At 59.0% G+C, this 18,989-nt stretch carries 11 protein-coding genes; 1 reads left to right on the top strand and 10 read right to left on the bottom strand.

Features of this window, described 5'->3' with window-relative positions; genetic code table 11:
- Positions 1–2: 2 nt before the first annotated feature.
- The 7 genes from WCT10_04915 to WCT10_04885 form a co-directional block, all read right to left on the bottom strand.
- Positions 3–182 carry a hypothetical protein gene (locus WCT10_04915; protein MFA6604141.1) on the bottom strand — a complete coding sequence of 60 codons (180 nt, stop codon included), beginning with the start codon at positions 180–182 and terminating at the stop codon, positions 3–5.
- A gap of 163 nt (positions 183–345) precedes the next feature.
- Complete coding sequence (locus WCT10_04910) at positions 346–3,204, bottom strand: hypothetical protein (GenBank protein MFA6604140.1); 2,859 nt, start codon at positions 3,202–3,204, stop codon at positions 346–348.
- Positions 3,205–3,376: 172 nt separating this feature from the next.
- Complete coding sequence (locus tag WCT10_04905) at positions 3,377–4,471, bottom strand: hypothetical protein (GenBank protein ID MFA6604139.1); 1,095 nt, start codon at positions 4,469–4,471, stop codon at positions 3,377–3,379.
- A gap of 232 nt (positions 4,472–4,703) precedes the next feature.
- On the bottom strand, positions 4,704–6,557 hold the full coding sequence (locus WCT10_04900) for a hypothetical protein (GenBank protein MFA6604138.1): 1,854 nt from the start codon (positions 6,555–6,557) through the stop codon (positions 4,704–4,706).
- Positions 6,558–6,947: 390 nt separating this feature from the next.
- The gene (locus WCT10_04895; GenBank protein ID MFA6604137.1) at positions 6,948–8,315 is read right to left on the bottom strand and encodes a hypothetical protein; all 1,368 of its coding nucleotides are present in this window, start codon (positions 8,313–8,315) and stop codon (positions 6,948–6,950) included.
- A 38-nt stretch (positions 8,316–8,353) separates the two neighbouring features.
- Positions 8,354–10,138, bottom strand: coding sequence for a hypothetical protein (locus tag WCT10_04890; GenBank protein MFA6604136.1), 1,785 nt, complete (start codon positions 10,136–10,138; stop codon positions 8,354–8,356).
- A 429-nt stretch (positions 10,139–10,567) separates the two neighbouring features.
- Positions 10,568–11,779, bottom strand: a complete 1,212-nt coding sequence (locus tag WCT10_04885; protein ID MFA6604135.1) for a hypothetical protein — start codon at positions 11,777–11,779, stop codon at positions 10,568–10,570.
- Between the two features lie 156 nt (positions 11,780–11,935).
- Here WCT10_04885 and WCT10_04880 point away from each other — a divergent pair, with 156 nt between their 5' ends.
- Entirely contained in the window at positions 11,936–12,583 is a 648-nt protein-coding gene (locus tag WCT10_04880; GenBank protein MFA6604134.1) for a transposase, read from the top strand.
- A gap of 266 nt (positions 12,584–12,849) precedes the next feature.
- Here WCT10_04880 and WCT10_04875 read toward each other — a convergent pair whose 3' ends face one another.
- The 3 genes from WCT10_04875 to WCT10_04865 form a co-directional block, all read right to left on the bottom strand.
- The gene (locus WCT10_04875; protein MFA6604133.1) at positions 12,850–16,386 is read right to left on the bottom strand and encodes a hypothetical protein; all 3,537 of its coding nucleotides are present in this window, start codon (positions 16,384–16,386) and stop codon (positions 12,850–12,852) included.
- A gap of 338 nt (positions 16,387–16,724) precedes the next feature.
- Positions 16,725–17,864: a DUF5667 domain-containing protein gene (locus WCT10_04870; protein MFA6604132.1), complete on the bottom strand. Its 1,140-nt coding sequence runs from the start codon at positions 17,862–17,864 to the stop codon at positions 16,725–16,727.
- Positions 17,818–18,405, bottom strand: coding sequence for a sigma-70 family RNA polymerase sigma factor (locus WCT10_04865; GenBank protein ID MFA6604131.1), 588 nt, complete (start codon positions 18,403–18,405; stop codon positions 17,818–17,820). Before WCT10_04865 ends, WCT10_04870 begins: the two co-directional genes overlap by 47 nt.
- Between the last annotated feature and the right edge of the window lie 584 nt (positions 18,406–18,989).

Raw genomic sequence — 18,989 nt, 5'->3', positions numbered from 1 at the left:
AATCACATCTTCCGGATGTCGTCGAAGAAAGACAGGCCGACGTCCAAAAAACGGCTGTGCCGATCCTGAGCCAGCGCGACGAGCGACCGCAGCGCTTCCTCATCGATCGGTTCGAATCCCAGCGCCGGCTCTTCGCCGCTGCCGCCCAGGTCGCCGCCGAATTGATCGAGATCGTTATTCATGTGAAGCCGAGATTTTGATCTTTATTTCAGCCTATTCCGGGCAAACCGCCGTTCAGTAGCCCATTCTTATATTAATTATACCAATTTAAGCGGCCCCTGGAAAGCGGGTCCGGACGGCCGAAAATGACGGCTCGATCCGAGCCGTCCCGCCGCCGACAGCAGATCATTTTTTGATGGTCAACGAGATGGAGATCGGCAGACCCGCGGCCTCGGAACCGTTCAGCGCGGTATAATATCCGGAAACGATGTCGGTCCAGAGGAAGTCGGCGCCGCCCCGAAGTTCCACCCCGAGGCTGGAATCCTGGTCGCCGTTCAAAGACGCGGTGGCGAGCTCAAGGGACATCTGAGCCGTCGCGCCAGCGGCGACCGTGAACTCCGAACCCTGGTCGAAGACGTACTCCAGCAGGGCGTAATCGCCGGCGGCCGAGACGTAATTCGACGCGATCGGCGTAGAATTCTTCACGCCGCCATGGACCACGGAATAATAGATCCTGGCGCTCGAATCCTCGCCGATCGTATTCTTGGAAGAGGCGAAGATCTGGTTCAGGTTGGCGACCAGGTCATCATCGGCGAAGTCACCATTCATCCGGGCCCAATTCTCCAGCGCGTCATTCGCCGCTCCGGCTTTGCCGGCATCGCCCGGCATCAGCTTAAAGACCAGCTTGCTGATCCGCGCCGGACCCTCTGGTTCGGCTTTCAGACTGAAGCGCAGCACTTCGACCTGGGAATCGCGATAGACCGAACCGGTGACACCTTCCGTTTTGGCGGCCGTGAGTTTGGAAAAACGGATGTAACAGGCGCTGGCGGTGTTCGTCGGGACGCTGAAATCCCCGGTCGCAGTCAGATCGGTCTCGCTGAACACCTGCCAGTCGGTCCGGGAAATGAACTGCAGCGAATCAACGTTGCCGAACTGCACCCTGATATTCTCATTATAGATTGCGCCGCCGTCTTTCGACCGGAATTTGCCGTAGAGTTTGAGCGTGGTCACCTTATCCTTGTCGAGTACGATCGGCAGGGCGGAGAAAATCAGGTTGCTGCCGAGAAATTCGCGGGTGATCGAACCGTTCGCGGCTCCGGCAACAGGATACTCCAGCCGGGCCTCGACGAGCGAGGTCGCGATGCCGGAGTTCTGCCGGAAACTAAGCGTGGTCAGATCATAAGAATCATCCTTGACCTCGACGGCAAGCGTCCCGAGCAACATCTCCTTGCCGGCGTAGGCCGGTCCGCCATTGCCCTGCCACTTGAACTTCACCTGGCCGTTCTTCTTGATCGTCGCGTAGTAAATCGGCACGGTGCCGCCGTTGGGCGTGATACCGAGAGCGTTCACCTTGGCGCCCTTATCGTCGACTACAGCCAGGTCGGTCGAAGCGTCGGCAATGTCGAAAGTCAGCCGGTTGGGCTGATTCTCAAGATCGATAGTTGAACTTAAGTCGCCCTTGAGAATAAGGATGGCGGATTGGCCGGCTGGAATCTGGTAGGACAAGCCGGAAAAAGCGGCCTGACCGGCAAGATCAACCGTGGCCGGACCGGCGATCTTGACGCCCTTGTCGTCATAAAGACTGACGGCCGGAACCATGTCGCGAACACGGGTTTCCGTTCCATTATCGGCATCAGCGCCGGGCAAGAATCCCGCCACTCCCTCTTCGTCCACGTAACCCTGGAAGATCACTGACTTGATGACGTTCGGAGCCACGGTCGTGGCTTTGAAAGTCAGGCCGGCGAGCGCGGCGTCTTTGGCGCCTTTGATAAAGGTCTTGGAGCCGGGGTTAGAAGCCGGCGAAACTTCGAGCGCGGCATTCAGGGAAGCGAGGGTCGGTCCGACCAGATCAGCGGCCGGAGCGAAGGGTGTGACAGCGCCAGTGGCGGCATCAGCGACCTCAGTACCGCTCACGACCAAAGTGACCTTGTAGCCTTCGCCGGTCGGCAGCAGCGGATTCAGGTTGGTCCGCAGATACAGGACCGTCTCCTGGCCGCCAGCAACCTGGAAATTCCCGGTCCAGATGAAAGTCTGCGACTGATCCTGCGCGATATTGAGGGAGATGTCCTTGCGGCCGAACGGCAGGACGCCGATGGCATCGACGAGGCGAAGATCGGTGAGGTTGGCGCGGGCGTTGTTCTCGTAGACCAAGCCACCCTTGTCGAGATCGTCGGCGCCAGCAGCGGGCGCGCCGGTCGTGGCGTCGATTTTGGTAGTGAGTTTTTTGATTACCGCTGCTTTGACCGAGGAGAACCGCAATTCAAGCAGCGTCGCTTCGCCGCCGACAGCGACATAATTCGTGGCCGGCAGCCGGACAGTGAAGGTCGGAGTTGCCGTGACCGGAATCAAGTTCTTCTGGGCGGTGTCGGTCAGTTTCAATTCAGCCGTCGTGATGTCGCTGCCATTGGGATAATCGCCGAGATCGGCGGAGACAGTGATGACATCCTTGTCCTGGATGCGCAGAGCGTCTTTGATGACCACACTCGCGATCCGGCGCTTCTGCCGGTTCTCGATGAGAAAGTAAGCGTTGTCGCTCGCGCGCTTGAGTACTGTCCCGTCGGGATAGACCGCGGCGGCCAAGGGTTCCGTGATGCTGTAGTTGAAAAAGAAAGCGTCGGGGATGTCGTCAACGCGCTGGCTCCACTGCGGACCATAGAGCGCCAGCGCGACCGCCTCGCTCTGGATCCAGCGCAGCTTGCCGCCGGGCTCGACCGCGTAGACGTTGGGGTCGGAGGTGATCTTCACGAGCCGGGTGCCGGGGCGATAAGTGACGTTGCCGCCGATCTGCGCCGCTGCCATCTCCGCGGACGTGACGGTCTTCACCGTGCTGAAATCCTTATACCAAGTGAAGTAGGTCTGGGCGTTGGGAAAAACGTAGCGCCGGGAGTCGGTGCCGTAATAATAGACGGCGCTGTCGGCCGTGGTCGCGGGGTTGCCATCGTCGGCCAGTTTGATGAGATCACCGGGAGCCAAGGTCGCCGCGCTCGCCGGCCAGGCCAGGCTGAGCGCGAATAAAGCCGCGAAAAAATAAGGAAGACGTTTCATATGGCTGAAGTATAGCAAAAATCAGCCGCCCACGCGGGCCGCTGATCTCTTGATCATTTATCCACAACCGCCTTCAAAAGGGACAGTCCCTTTTACTCATGAAGGGGACTGTCCCTTTTTACTCGAAACCGTCTGACGAAAATGAGGTCAAAACTATCTGACGGTTTTGGGGTCACTCGATCCGAAGCGAGTGGGATGCGAACGAGTCTTGGGGGTAGAATTCAGTCCAGTTATCGCCATTGCCACCGTCGCCAAGGCGGAAACCGGAGCGTTCAAATTTGACGGTGATATCCGAACCAGCGGCCGCAGCGGAGACATTGGCCGTCAACTTCAACGTCGTCAAGGAATCTGCCGCGACATTATAAGCGCCCTCAAAATCAAGCGTCGCTTCGCTGGCGCCGACGGCTTCCAATTGCTTGGTGCCGAACAAGGATTCGCCGTCAGTGGCTTCGATCCTGATGTCGGCAAGCAGCGGTTCACCGCCCTTCCAGAGCGCACCGCCGAGCGCAACCCTGACCCGACGGACAATGATCGGCATGCCGGTCGAGACGCGCAGCGTGGCGAGATCGCGGCGGCCGCCAACACTGACCACTGACGACTGCTCCTCCTGGTCGAAAACCGGACGCGACTTGGTGTCGACCAGCTGGTACTGCGAAGTGTCGGTCAAGCGGACATCGTCAACCTGAACCTCTCCCCCGCTACCATAAGCCGACAGATCGGCCGCGGCGCAGATATCGGATTCTTGATAGCGAAGCACGGACGCCGCATCCGGCGTCAGGTGTTTCATCGTGAGACCGTCGATCAGGAACAACGACGCGTCCGCGGCGCGGCGCACGACCGAACCGGTCGGCCAGAGCGGCGCGACGAGCGGCGCACCCTCGCGATAATTGGCGAAATACGATTCCGGAACGTCATCCACGCGCTTCGACCAATTGTCGCCGTAAAGCGTCTTAGCCACGGCTTCGCTCGCGAGCCAGCGCAGCACGCCGCCAGGTTCGACCGCATAGACCTTGGGAACGGACGGGATTTTGACGAGCCGCGTGCCGGGACGATAGACGATCGGCGCAGCGAGACGGATCGAAGCCATCTCCGAAGCTGTGATCTCTTTGACGCCGCTGAAATCGCGATACCAACTCTCGAAAACGCGGCGGTTCAGGAACGGCCGGCGGAACCAATCCCGGTCGTAATAATAGACCGTCTCGTCGTCATGTGTGGCGGGATCATTGTCATTCTGGATCTTGATGAGGTCGCCAACATCGATGCCCATGACCGTCGCCCGGCTAGCCGACGGAAAAGCGAGAAATAGGGCGGCTGATAACAATGAATAAACCGCTAAAATTAGAGCTTTTTTCATAATGGCGCGTTATATTGATGCGGCCACTGTGGCAAAAAAGAAGCGAACTGTCCAGATATGCGCCTGGCGCGCGGAATAAACTAAAGCGGCCCGGTCGACACAGACCAGGCCGCTCGTTAACGGCAACTACAACCGATAGCGCTCGCTACCAAGTCATTGTAACGCAGTCCCACGCGCCAGCGGCCAGGGTCGTGCACCAGATCGTGGACTGATTGGCCAACGAAATCGGGAAATTCGCGGCGGAGATATTGATCAAATCGCCGCTGGCCGGATAGATATTGATGCCCGCGCCGGACCGATTGATGATCTTGGTCTCTAGGCCGGTAGCAGCCGCGGGCAGACGGACACCACCCGCGCCGCCGTTGACCACGTTGATATCGGCGGTCAGGGCCGTAGCGCTGGGTTGATCCGGACCGACAGCCGACACCGCCGCATACGATCGTTTCAGGAGACCACTGACGACGACGTTGCCTGAAGCGTCGACCGTGAACTTGTCGCCGCTGCCGACGGTCAGCAGCGCAGTCGGAGTCGCATCGCCGATGCCGACGCGGTGATTGACGCTATCGACGACCAGCGTGGCCGAATCCACGGTCATAGCGCCGTCGACCTCAAGGCGGCCTTCCATATATACATCATCAACGCCCGGAGAACTCATGTCGACCGCAGCAGCGGAACCATCTCCGAAGTAGACGTAACCTGGAGCGCCGGTCCCTGCCCCGCCATTGTGGCCGCCCATGATATGCACGGTACCGCCATTAGTGTCGACGCCGTTTCCATATTGACCGCGAAGAACCAGATTTTCGGCCGCGCCGGCACTATTAGTGGCGACCGAAATGATCCGATCAGCCTGATCATTGGAGAAAAACAGCCCCGCACCGTTGAGATACGTCACATAACCCGAGCGGCCGAGGTACAGCAGCTGGGAGCCAGCCACCGCGCCAGTGCCGATGAACAGGTTGCCGGCGTAATCGATCTGGTTAGCGCCGGAAAGCGAAGTGATGTCTGAGTTGGCCCCGGAGATCGCGAGCGTGCCGGTGGCATTCGGCAAGGTCCAGGTCTGGTTGGCAGTCAGGTCGGCCGAGGTCAACCTACCAATGAAAGAAGCACCGCCGCCAGCCGCCGGGATGAGGGCTAAAGTGTCGGCGTTGGCCGTATTGGTTTGGACGACGAGATTGCCGGTACCCATTACCCCCAGGGTCATCCCGACGTTCACATCGGCTCCGGTGGTCTTGGCTGCGATGCCCGGCGGACCGCCGGACGCCCCGCTGCCGACCTCAAGGTAGTTGACGTTGGCGGGCATGCCGTAGACGGCCAGGGCCGGAGCCGACGCGCCGGCGGAAGTATAGATGCCGTCCCAGGCCGCGATGATCGGCGAGGTCAACGTTTTGTTGGTCAAAGTCTCGGTACCAGCGAGCGTCGCCAGAGTTCCCGACACGGGCAAGGTGAGATTGGTGTTGGCCGTGGTCGTGAAGAACAGATTATTCGTCGTTGTGCCGAGCGGGATGACGCCAGCCGCGTTCTGCAGATACCACTCACGATTGGCGGTCAGATCCTCCTTCATCATGATGTTGCCGTAGCTGGCCGAGACGCTGGAAGAATGCGACGGCCAAAGCTGCAGAATGTCGTTGGCGGCATCGGAACTCTGCACCCGCAGATTACCGTCGCCGTCGATCATCATGGTCATGCCCTGATTCGCGCTGCCGGTAACGCCGAAGACGGGGTTATTGCCCGCGGTGTTGTTCTGCATGTAGAACGAACTTCCCGCGCCGACGGCCGTGAAGCCGAGCATGGGATTGCCGCTGGCGTCATACAGGTTGGCTGATCTAACCGAACCCAGCGTCGCACTGCCGGTGACGGTCAGAGCGCCGCTAGTCGAGATGTCGGCGCCGATGGTTGTCGCAGCCGCCGCGACGCCGGCCGACGAAACGACCAGGATCGAAGCCAGAAAAGCCAGGGCGAGCGTTCTTTTATTGAATCTGGGAAACGCGAATTGCCGCATAACTTTATCTAAAAAAATATTGATAGCGAATTAAATTAACAATCATATTATACCTCATCATTATATAAGTATCTTCCCGAATCGTCGGCCAAAGTTATCCACAGAATCCGCAAAAACAATCAGATAGAAATAATAGCGGGGGCTGTCCCCTTTTGCGAAAAATCGTCTGACGATTTTATCCCCAATTGGTACCTGACACTTTTAGCACCCCAAAAGTACCTGACACCTTTTGTGGATAAGTCAGGGATCACCGCATTCAAAAGGGCTGCCCCCTTTTTCATCCCACCCCCCCCCACATTCAAAACAGCCCCGGTGAGGGGGCTGTTTTTGGCTTTTTTAGCTGTCTAATGGCGCTTAACGACGCCCTAGAAGCCCTGGCTGCCGAAACGGTTATAGTCCCGCGTCAGTGTCAGTGACCGGCGTACCAATCCGGTAGCTGAAGAAGAAGGCATCGGACACATCGTCGATCTTCTTGTTCCAGTCAGCGCCATAAAGCTTCGATGCGATCGCTTCGGTCGAGACCCAGCGCAGGAGGCCGCCGCGGGCGACCGCGTAGACCTTCGAATCGGATTGGATCTTGACCATGCGCACGCCCGGCTTGTAGTTGATGTTGCCACCGAGCTGAATCTGGGCCAGGAGCGCGTCCGTGATCACTTTGACCGTGGAGAAATCCTTATACCAGGAGTAGAAGGCTTTATCGTTCACGAAGACGTAGCGCTTGCCATCCTTGCCGCAGAAATAGACCGCGGGGCTGGATGCCTTGATGAGCGAACCGGACTCGCAGAGCGCCGGTTTCTCGGGCGGCGGCGGTTCCAGCTGCTTGTCGACGTTGATGGTCGGAGTGTCGACGGTGGCCTGGGTCGGCGCGTAAGTTCCGGCGGAACCGGAAGCGACGGCCGGCGCAGCAGCCTCAGCAGCCACGATTGCCGCGGGCGCGGTCGGAGTTTCGCCTGATACCGGCTCGGTCGTGGTCGCCGCTGGCGGAGTCACGGCCGGAGTTTCCGGCGTGGTCACGACCGGCGCAGGCGTCGAACCAACGATCGTGAACGGAGCATCGCTCGTGTCGACGATCGATGTGCCGAGGAGCTCCATCTTGATCTTGGCCTGCGTGGTCGAGATGTCCGGAATGGTCCAGTAATAATAACTGGAGTTGCCGGTATTCGCGACGATGACCGTCGGATAGGTCGTGCCATTATTGGTCGAGAGTGACAGCTTGACGCCGGTCGCGCCCGAGCCGCCGGCCGACCACAGGACCATGTAGGAACTGCCGGCGCTGATCGTCTGGCCGCCGTTCGGAGCGGTCAAAGTGCCGAAAGGCTGGGTGTAGCCACCGCCTCCGCCACCCGATGATGGCGGGCCGCAGTCGGACGCACTGATCGAGATCGTCTTGTTGACGTGCGCGGACGTGAACGCGAAATCGTTATTTCCGCCCACGTAGGTGCAATAGGTCGCCGAGCCATCCGTGAAGTTCTTCGGCGTCGGCGAGCCGGTGTAGCGGATCGTCAGGCTGCCGGTGATCGAGGCTGGCAGGACGAAGTTCGACGCGTTGACGGTGAGGTTGTCGCCGTGCGAGGAACCGGAGAGGATGGTCAGGGTGACGGACGGACCACTGAGGAAGAGGCTGGTATTGGCATCGTAGGTGACCGTGTCGATGGCCAAAGCCGGTAAAGCCGTTGCGAGGAAGAAGAGCGAGGTCACGACCGTAGCCGCAACCGAACCAGCCCGCGGCCGGAACCTCTCCATTCGTTGAAGGGTCATAGGTCGTTCAGATTAAACAGTGAGTAACGACGTTATGATCAATTTCCGACGCAGACGTAGTTCCAGGCTTGAGCGCTGGCTTCAGAAGCAATGTTGATGACCATGGTGGTCGTAGTGGTGGTCACATAGGCTCCCGTCGCGTTTCCCGCAGTCACGGCAGCAGCCGCGTTAGCCGGAGAGATCACGCAGATCGGGGCATTCGCGTACGCAGTGTTAAAGGTCACTGTCACCGTGGTATGCGCGGTAGCATCGGATGATACTTGACCGGCCGTATCGGTCGAACCTGTCAGGATCGAGGGTGTTCCAGCGCTAGCAGTGACCCCAGGAATGGTGGTTTGCGAGGAAACGACATGCGACGTCGCCGGGCCGAGGGTCAGAGCGCCGTTCACAGCCAGCGAACCGAGCGTGCCGACACCGGTGATGCTGGCGAAAGATCCGCTGGCGAGGTCGACGTTCGCGATGGTGCCGTCGGTGATCTCAGCGGAGACGATCGTGCCGTCGTCGGCGATAGTGTCGGCGGTGGAGTCGTAGGCGCCGGAAGTATCGGTGCCGAGGACGACGGTGGCGTCCAAGATATCGGTCCCGGAGACGGAACCGTCGGTGATCTGGGCGGAGGCGACGCTGCTTAGAAAGGCCAAGGCGCCGAGACCGGCAGTGTTGGTGTAGGCAGACGGATTCACGCCGGCCCAGTCGGTAAGATCAGCATCGTAGGCCTGGACATTGGTGCCAATGACGAGACCGAGAGCGGTCTGGCCGGCGGCGGCATCAGCAAGCGCTAACATACCGCGACCGTAGGCGGTGGTGGTAAGCGCGGCAATGCTGGTCAGATCAGAGTCGAGCGGCTGATAGGCGGCAGCGATCTGGGCCGTGGTGGAATAGTTGGCCGGAGCGAGAAGCGCCCAGGCATCGAGATCAGCATCGTAGGCCTGGATGGAAACACCGATGGCTGCCGGAAGCAGATAGCCGGAGTTGTTCGTCCACTGTGAGATGTTGCCGGAAGCTCCGGTGATCGCACCAGTGGTCGAGACTTTCAGACCGGTCGAACTCAGAGAGAAAGTGTCATTATCGTCGGCGCCGATCGTGATCGTCTTGGCATGAGCGCTGGTGCCGATCTCAAGAAGACCGGTACCGCCGGAATCAACCGTCATGGTGTTAGCGCCCTGCGATTTGATCGACCCAGCGAAAGCGAAGGTCAAAGCTGTCGCGGAGACAGTTATAGTGTCGATCGAGGTCACGGCGGTGAGCGAAGTGATATCGCCGTTGGCACCGGAAGCGGCTTTGGCCGAGGGGGCAATTGCGGACCAGGAATCAAGATCCGTGTCCCAGGCCTGGACGTTAGTGCCGATGACGAGTCCGAGAGCGGTGCGGCCAGCGGCGGCATCAGCAAGCACTAACATACCGCGACCATAGGCGGTGGTGACGAGTGCGGCAATGTCGGTCAGATCGGAGTCGAGCGATTGCTTGCCATCAAGCTGAGTCTGGATGGCCGAGGTGACGCCGTTCAGGTAGCTGATCTCAGTGTTATCAACGCTGCCGACGATGAGCTGGGCGAAACTGGCGTTACCGGCGGAGGTGACACTCCACTGGGTGTCCGTGAGCGAGATATCGCCGAGGACAGTGACCGTGTCGGAAGTGTCGCCGATGTCGATCGTGTCGGCGGCGGCCACAGCGTCCTTGAGGACGATGTTGCCGTATGCGGACAGATTGCCGTCCGTCGTGACGTTAGCGCCGATCGTCGTGGCAGCGAAAGCACTGCCAACGCCGGTCACGAGCATCGAGATGCTGACGCCGGCGGTTGCGAGAATCTTGCTGATCCTCTTCATATGAATAAGCCGTTAAAAAATAGCCGCTGCTCCTTAATAGAACAGCAGATGATTAATGTCTCGTTGTTGAAATTGTCTTCATTGTGGATAAGTCTACTAGCAAATACTATACAACAAATTCAATCTTTGCGTAAGCGGCAGACGGACCTGGTTTCGATCGGATCGCCGCGAGAGTGGTAGTGGCGCGTTTGCCGAGACGAATCTCCCCTCCCCTCCCCGACTTATCCCCAAAAGGTGTCAGGTACTTTTGGGGTGCTAAAAGTGTCAGGTACCTTCACTCTCAAAATCGTCTGACGGTTTTGATCTCACACTAACGCACTCCGCCACGTCGTTCGCGAGCGACGTGGCTCCGTCTCTCCCTGACTCTGTCTCTCCCAAACTACCGAAAACACCCGCCTGATGAGGACGGGTGTTTTGAGCTTTTTGAGCCTATTCGAGAGGCGCGCCAATGGCGTAGTCGGTGAAGAACGAATCCGGGACATCGTCGATGAGCTGGTTCCAGTTGGCGCCGTACAGGGCGGTGGCGATGGCTTCGGTCGAAATCCAGCGCAGGACGCCATTCGCGTCGACCGCGTAGACTTTGGGGTCAGTCTGGATCTTGACCATGCGGACGCCGGGGCGGTATCTGACGTTCGCGCCGAGCTGGATCTGGGCGAGCGCGGTGTCGCTTACCGTGACGACGCCGGCGAAATCACCGACGTACCAGGAATCGTGGATCTTCTGGTTGGGGAAGCCGTGGCGTTTGCCGTCAGCGCCGCAGAAATAGACCGCGGGGTTGCTGTGGGATTTGATGCGCAGGCCGGCGGCGCAGAGAGGTTCGAAAGACGGCGTGAGTTTGTCGAAACCCTGGTTGACATCGATCGTTGAGGCGGTGGCGGTGGCCGAGGCTGGCGACCATGGTGTTGGCGGAGTAATGCCGCTGATGGCGAAGATCGGGCTCAGGGCGAGCGCTGAAACTTCGCGCGGATTGCCGTTCAAGCCTTCGATCTTGATCCGGGCCTGGGCGGTGGTGTAGGTGTCGGCCGGGATGGTCCAGGATTCGAAACCGTCGTTGACGACGTCGTCAGCGATGATCGTGGGGTAAGTTTGGCCACCGTCGGTCGAGAGACGGAGTCTGACCGAAGCGACGGCGCGGCCGGAGGCGGACCAGAAGATCTGGAGGGGCTGGCCGGCTTGGGTCGCGGCGCCGGCGGCGGGCTGGCCGATGGTGAAGATCGGCGTGGTGTTGGTGCTGGCGTTGGCCGTTGAGCAGTTATAGGCCGAGGGGGTGACGGTGACGGTCCGCGGGCCGTTGATGATGAGCTGGTTCTCACGGCTGGGCAGGACGTTGCAGACGGCGAGTTGGGAGTCGTTTTCGAGGATGGCCGGGGTCGGGCCGGCGGCGCGGAGGATGAGCGCCTCCCCTGCCGCGACGGTGGCGGTGAGGGTGGTGGCGGTCGCGACGAGGGAGTCGGCTTGGGAGCCGGCGAGGGCGGTGAGTTGGGCGTTGCCGAAGGTGTAGGTGGCGTCTTGGGTGAGGGTGGGCGGGGCGGGGGTGGCGGCGGCTGCGGTGACGGTTGGCGCGGTGAGGGCGGGCAGGGCGAGAGAGGCCGCGAGGGCGATGGCGAGAGTTATCGTTGAAATATGTTTGGGGTGGTTCATATGAGTAGTAGTATAGCAAAAATACAGCCCGCCACAAAAAGTTATCACTAATTGGTACCTGACACCTTTAGCACCCCAAAAGTACCTGACACCTTCTGTGGATAAGATTAGGACTTGCAAAATAAATGGCAGTCAGATAAGAGAGGCGGGATATATATGCCTAGGGACCCGAGAATATTTTCAAGCGAATTCCCCTACCACCTGATTAGCCGCGGCAATAACGGCGTCGTGGTCTTTCGCGATGACGAGGATCGGTCGTATTTTCTCAAACTGCTTGCTTGGCTTAAGAAAAATTTTGGCGTGTCGATCCTCCACTTCAGCCTGATGATCAATCATATTCATCTGGTGATCTGGCCGCCGGAAAAAGACCCCGCAATGACGTCCGTGTTCATGAAAGAGCTACTGCTACGATATTCGTTATGGTATGGGGAAAAATACGGACAGGAAGGACATCTCTGGAAAAATAGATTCAAATCATACGTCATCGGGAATGATTCCTATATGTTAACGTGCGGGATCTATGTTGAGCTAAATGCCTGGCGAGCCGGAATCGTTGAACAACCGGAAGATTATCGTTGGTCCAGTGCCGGTGTGTATCTGCGCGGCGAAACCAACAGCCTAATCACTCTTGATCCGGCTTTTTTAGCTCTAGGTGCGACCGATGAAATCAGGCGGGCTGAGTATCGAAAATTGGTGAAGATGTGGCAACAAAAACCGGTAAGCAAAAAAGAGGCGGTCAAATATTTCAAAAAAGGAGCGCTCGTATTTCATCCGAAACAAAAAATCGGCGTTTCTGTGAGATGAGCGGAGGTTTTTAAAGTTATCCCCAAAAGGTGTCAGGTACTTTTGGGGTGCTAAAGGTGTCAGGTACCAATTGGGGATAAGTGGGGATTAAGATTGGGGTGAGATACGAAAAACCCCCGCCGGAGGGGTGGGGGTTTTTCTTTTGGGTAATCGGGAGATCTTTAGCATCGCCTGAGCCCACGCGCTGGGCCTGCTGACTATTTTGGCCAACAGGTCCCAGCGGCCAGCTTTTGAATCAGAGGAAGCCGGTAAACCACTCGAAGTCGTTACTTGGACAGCGTCTGAGTGTCCGTCGGCAGGATCTTCACGTAGGTGCCATCGGCCCAGTCAGCAGTACCCACACCGTGGGAGACAGCGGACATATCGGACCAGACGAAGTTCGAAGCGACGGTAGCGACGGTGTGTTTCACCGGCGGGACGCCGACAACCAGGGCACCGGTGTTCATACCGGCATCACCCAGCAGCTTCGAGACAACGGAGGTGCTGGCAGCGGCAGTCACAACACTCAAGCGAATGTCGTAAGTGCGAGACTGACCAGCGGAGATGACCTCTTCGTTGGTGAAGGTAGTGACGAGGACGCAAGTCGCGGTGGTGGCACAATCAGCGCCACCGACCATGGCCGACTTACCAGCCAGGTTGGTGGAATCACCAACGCGGCGGACAGCGGAGGTCGCGACGGCAGCCGGATCAGTGATGGCACCGGTGGTGCCGTTCTGAACCTGGAGAGCCAGACCCTTGAGCGAGACATCGCCAGCGGCGTCAGCAGCGATCGTGACGCGCGTGACCACGTTCTCACCAGCGACCAGGGTGGTCGACGGGAGCGAGACCAAGCTGATGGTCGGCTTGCTCTTCCGCATGATCTTGTTGTTGGCAGCAACGTCGCCGCCAGTGATCGCGACGATGGTGGTGGACGAACCAGCCGAAGTTCCGCGAACCTCGAAGGAGAAAGCACCAGCAGTGTCCTTCAGCGTGACCTTGGCATTGTTGCCCGTGGTGGCGCCAGTGGAACCAACGGAGGACAGGTTGCCCTTAACCGTCAGGACCTTGGAGCCATCCTTCGGGATGACAAAGTTGAGGCCAGTGAAGTGAGCATTGCCAGAACCATCGATACCAGCCGGACCGCCAACCAACGTCGAGCCATCATAGAGGCTGAGGCTGGTAACGGCAGCGGCCGTGGTGACCTGGAAGCCAAGTTTGGTGGCCTTCAACTCTTCGTCAACGGCCGTGAACTTGTACTTCGCGAGGACGACATTCGAACCGCTACCGACAACGAGGCCGGCTTCAGATTCGGAATCATCCGGGGCCAAAGCGACGGCGACAGTGCCGGCGGCCTTGACGGTCATGCGAACACCAGCATCAACCGTTGTCTGGTTGATCGGAGCGCCGAGCAGGTCGGTACCAGCGACGAGCTGGTTGCCTTCCGGATCGGTGGCGGTGATATCGGTGTTGGCGGCGATATCGAACTTGATGCGATCGACATCAGCAACCAAGGTGGCGATGGACGAGGTCAGGACACCCTTCAGGAGGAGTCCTTTGGTCTGACCCTTGCCGATGACCAAATTCAGGCCATCGAAGGTCATGGTGCCATCAGCACCAGCGCCCGGGGACTTGGTCTGGCCGACCTGCGTCGTGCCATCCCAGAGACTGGCTGTCAGGAGCTCATCGCTCAAGATAGCCAAGCCATCAGTACCCTTGACGAAGACACCAGCGCCATCGCGATCGATGTAGCCAGTAATCTTGATGGAGCTGACGGTGATGTCAGCAGCATCACCAGCCTTGAGGCCGAAGCCCACGAGGCTGATGCCCTGCGAACCCTGGATGTAGGTCTGAGAGACCGGATTCGAACCAACGGAAACACCCAAAGAAGCCTTCTTGACGACATGGGCATTACCAGCGATGTTGGCCGACGGAACCATGTCAGCAGTCACCAGGTAGGTGCTGTTGTCCAGGTTGCGGACGTCAACACCGGTCGCGAAAGCAACCAAGGAAACCTTGACGGCATCGTTGGCCGCAGCGGCGCTGATGACATCGGCAGTCACCTTGAAGGTGCGGGTCTGACCGGCAGCGAGGTTATACACCTCGGTGAAGGAACAGACGTTCGCAACGCAGGAGGCGGCAGTGGCCGGATCAACCGGACCAGCAACGATGGCGCCAGAAGCCGTATCAACGATCTTGAGATCGACGATATCAGCCAGGGCGGTGGTGCCGGTCAGATCAAGACGAGTCCTCTTGACTTCCAGGTTGGCAGCAGCCGACATGGAGAAGTTGAAGAGCTCGACATCCTTGGCGTTGGCGGCGATATCCTTCGAGGCCGGGCCGTTGAAGGACAGGTTCAGCTGACCAGCCTCAACCGCGAGGACCTGAGCAGCAGCGCTACCAAAGTTGTTGGTAACGGCGACGCCGTAACCATAGGTCTTACCGATGGAACCGATGTCAGCGGGCTGATCGACATAGAACGAAACGTTCTCGGTCGACCGAGCGGAACCGCCGATATCAGCAAACACCTCGAAAGTGCGGGAATTGCCCTTCTCGATGGAGAACGGGTTGGAGAAGACGAAAGTGGCCTGATCCTTGGTCGAAAGACCAGAGACCGAGGCGACCGTCAGACCAGCCTGTTTCAGGACGAGGTTGGAGATGTTCGTGCGGCTAACGGTGCCGTTGTAATAGAGAGCAACCTTATTGATAAGGATGTCCTCAACAGCGGCGGTCAGCTTGAACTCAACCAACTTGGCGCCATTCTGACCAGCCTTCGGCTTGGTCGTCAGGGCGTTCTTGTCCACGGTGACGCCGCCAACAGTGGCGCCAGTCCAGGTGAACGAAGGACCAGAGACCGGCAGACCAGCAGCCATGATGGAGCCAGCGTTGACGCTGACGATCGACAGGTTGTTGACGTTGCCGACAGTGGTGTTGGCGATATCAGCCGCGATCCAAAGCGACTTGGTCTCACCAGCGGCGAGAGTCAAGTTCAGGCCGCTGAAAGTGGCCTCATTGGAGGTGGCATTGATCGAGCGATCAGTGGTCAGGCGGTCATTGCCCTCGTAGACGTAAACCTTGGCAATATCGCCAGCAACGCCGAGACCCTGGCGGCGAACGGTCAACGAATCAACCGTCATAGCCGAGGAACCGGAGTTCCGGAGATCGAACTTGACCATGTTAACGCCAGTAGCATTCCGCGGCAGGCTGCCACCAACCGGCTGGCTGGAGGACAACATGGCGGTGAGCTGACCGGAAACGGTGCCGGAAGTGCCGAGACCCTTATCAACGTTGATAGAGGTCGCGGTCGCGGCAGCCATGGCCGGATAGAACTGGCCGACGGCGGAGATATCAGCACCAATCGTGTAGTTGGTGAAGAAAGCATCCGACACATCGTCGATCATCTGGTTCCAGCTGGCGCCATAGAGGGCGACGGCGACGACCTCAGAGTTGACCCAGCGGAGGGCACCATGGGCGTCGACAGCGTAAACCTTCGGATCGGTCGTGATCTTGACCATCTTGACGCCCGGCTTGTAGGTCACGTTACCACCAATGGTCATCGCGGCCAGCTCGGCGTCAGTGATCGTCTGGACGCTCGAGAAATCGGCGTACCAGGTCTTGTAGGTCTTCTCGTTCGGGAAGACGTAGCGCTTCATGTCCGAGCCGACATAATAGACGGCCGGGAGAGAAGCCTTAACGAGCGTGCCAGCGGCGACCGCGCCAGCCGACAGAGGGGCCAGCAGGGCGGAGAGACCGATGGACCAGGCGATCGTCGTGGCAACAACGCCAACGGTGAAGGCCTTGCGGCTCATTCTCATTGCTTCGTGCATAATCTTAGTAATCTTTCTATATAGTTCCGCGTCGTGATTTAAAGTTGACGCGGGGTTGTTACGCCCCGGTCATCGACGCGGGACGAGATCGCCAGACGCCTCGGGTCGTCCGCGACCGACGGTGCCAGGCACCCCGCTTTGCGGGGAGCCAGGCACCATCGGCCGGAACGGGAGGCTCGACCTTTTTAAGTCTGAGCGAGAAATGAACAGGGATATACAGGTCATTGGCGTCTTCTTCGCTTGCGCGTCGGAAGATCGCCTTTTGGCGACCGAATCGCGGGACAGTCCCCTCTCACGGGCAGAAAACACGGCTCTTGCCGTGCCCCAGGACGGTCCGGCTAGCGGTTGCCAGACCCAGCAGCATCAGCCGAGACGGGCTCGGTTGATATTGTCGGGTTTGGCGGGTTGGTTGTGGGAGAGACGGAGTCAGGGAGGGACGGAGTGCTGGAGTCAGGGAGTTTGGGAGAGACGGAGTTTGGGAGAGACGGAGTTTGGGAGTCCTTGACTTCGGCGGCGTCAATGACGGCTTCGACTTCCTTGGTCAGCTCAGCGACCTCGACCATGGTGGTGAGGGCGGCCTGATAGTTCTGCTGTTTCAGGAGTTCTTTGGCGCGGGCGAGGGCGGCGTTGGCGGCTTCGGCCGAAGGCTGGACATGCTCGCCGTCGCGAGCGACAGCGCTGTCGAGCTTGGCCTGGGCGGTCTTCAAATGATCCTCGAACTTGTTGACGATGAGGTTCTGGGGGGTGCGGGCGTCGCCGGCGAGATGATTCTCAACGATGACGGCCATGGCGGAGATAGCGACGCCGTCCAGGACATCCAGGGTGCGGGCGATCTCGTGGCGGGCGGAGGACGGCAGCGACGCGGCGGCTTTGGCGAGGACATCCTGATAGACGGCCATCTTGCGCTCCAGCAGCTTGGCGGATTCGGTGACGCCGGCCGGATCTTCGGCGCGCAGATTCTCGAGACCGGTCTTCAGGGCTTCGACCTGGGTGCTGAAGAGAGCCAGGACCTTGACGGCCTCGGCGTGGTCGCGGACGCTGCCCTCGGCGAGCTTGGCGATCTCATCGAGACGGCGGTCGGCGAACTCGGTGTGCAGGCGGGTGCGGTATTCGGCGTTCGGGGCGAGCAAGAGCTGGGCGTCCTCGACGGCGAGTTTCATCTTATATAGCGAATCGCCGGGAGCGGCGGCGCGGAAGGCGCCAGCGGAGACCAGACCGCCGCCGAGGATGGTGCTCACGGCCAGGGCGAAAACGGCGAAAGCGCGGCCAGCGGTGGCGAAGGCCTGAGCGGGAACGAAGATATCAAAAAGGTGGCGCATCTTTTCGCCGAGGCCGGTCTGGGTCCGAAGGTCCATCGTGTTGCGGACCTGCATCATCAGGATCTCCCGGTTCTGCTTAACCCAAGCCTCGTGCGGGGCGCCACCCCGACGTTCATTTTTTGACTGCGAGAGAAGTTTTGCGAGTTCCTTGTTGGTCATGTTGGATGGCCTCGGTGAGGGCCTTGGTCGCGCGGTGCAGGAGCACACGCACGTTCGCGGCCGACTTGCCGAGAGCGTCGGCTATTTCGTTCGAGGTCATCTCGTCCAGATACTTCATGATGACGACCTCGCGATACTCGTCCTTGAGGCCTCGCAGTTTCTCGATGACTTGCGCGGTGTCGAAGCGCGTCTCGACGTCGCGGAGGAGCTTGTCGCTCGCCGCGTCAGTGAGACCGCTGGCCCGCTCGTCCTCCATGGACACGTCGCCGCGCTCGCAGGCGATGCGGCGGTAATGATCGATCACCGTCGAGCGTGCGATGCTATAGAGGAGGGCGCGCAGGTATGGGACCTCGCGTTTTTCTTTGAGATACTGCCAGGCTTTAAGGAACGTCTCAGAAGTCAGATCTTCCGCCTGTTCCGTGGACGCCACCTTGAAATAGATGAACCGGAAGATGGACTTCACGTAGGTGTCGTATATCAAACCAAAAGCCTCCGGATCTTTCTTGGCTTTGATGCGGAACAGGAGAAATTTTTCCTTCAAAAGACTTCTCATCCACTAAGACGTAAAAGTCGTTAGAGCGTTACAGTTGGGCTTGAGGGGGGACGGTGGGAGGACTTGTTTGAGAGTGCTGAAGTGCAGGAGTGCTGGAGTTCTGGAGTCAGGGAAGACGGAGCCACGTCGCTCGCGAGCGACGTGGCGGAGGCAGGGAGTGCGTGATTGGGGTGGAAATAGCCTAATGCGAAACTGGGAAAGAGTATAGGGGGTTTGTTGGGAATTGGCAATGTTGGGAGAGACGGAGAGACGGAGAGACGGAGATACGAAGATACGAAGATACGGAGTTGGGAGCTTATTGGGAGAGACGGAGTCAGGGAGAGGCGGAGTTACGGAGTTGGGAGCCTATATGAGAGTGTGGAAGTTTGGGAGAGACGGAGTCAGGGAGTGGTGGATGGGTGGTGTGGTTGTCTACATTAGTGTTGACAATGACTGGTGTTTAGGGGTAGGGTGGTTGGAGAGTGCTGGAGTGCTGGAGTGCTGGAGTGCTGGAGTGCTGGAGTGCTGGAGTGCTGGAGTGCTGGAGTGCTGGAGTGCTGGAGTGCTGGAGTGCTGGAGTGCTGGAGTGCTGG

Source organism: Patescibacteria group bacterium (assembly GCA_041667185.1).
In the GTDB taxonomy this organism is placed as follows: domain Bacteria; phylum Patescibacteriota; class Patescibacteriia; order SG8-24; family SG8-24; genus JBAYFM01.
Note: the sequence above shows the minus strand (reverse complement) of the source record. Positions and strands in the feature narration are given on the sequence as shown.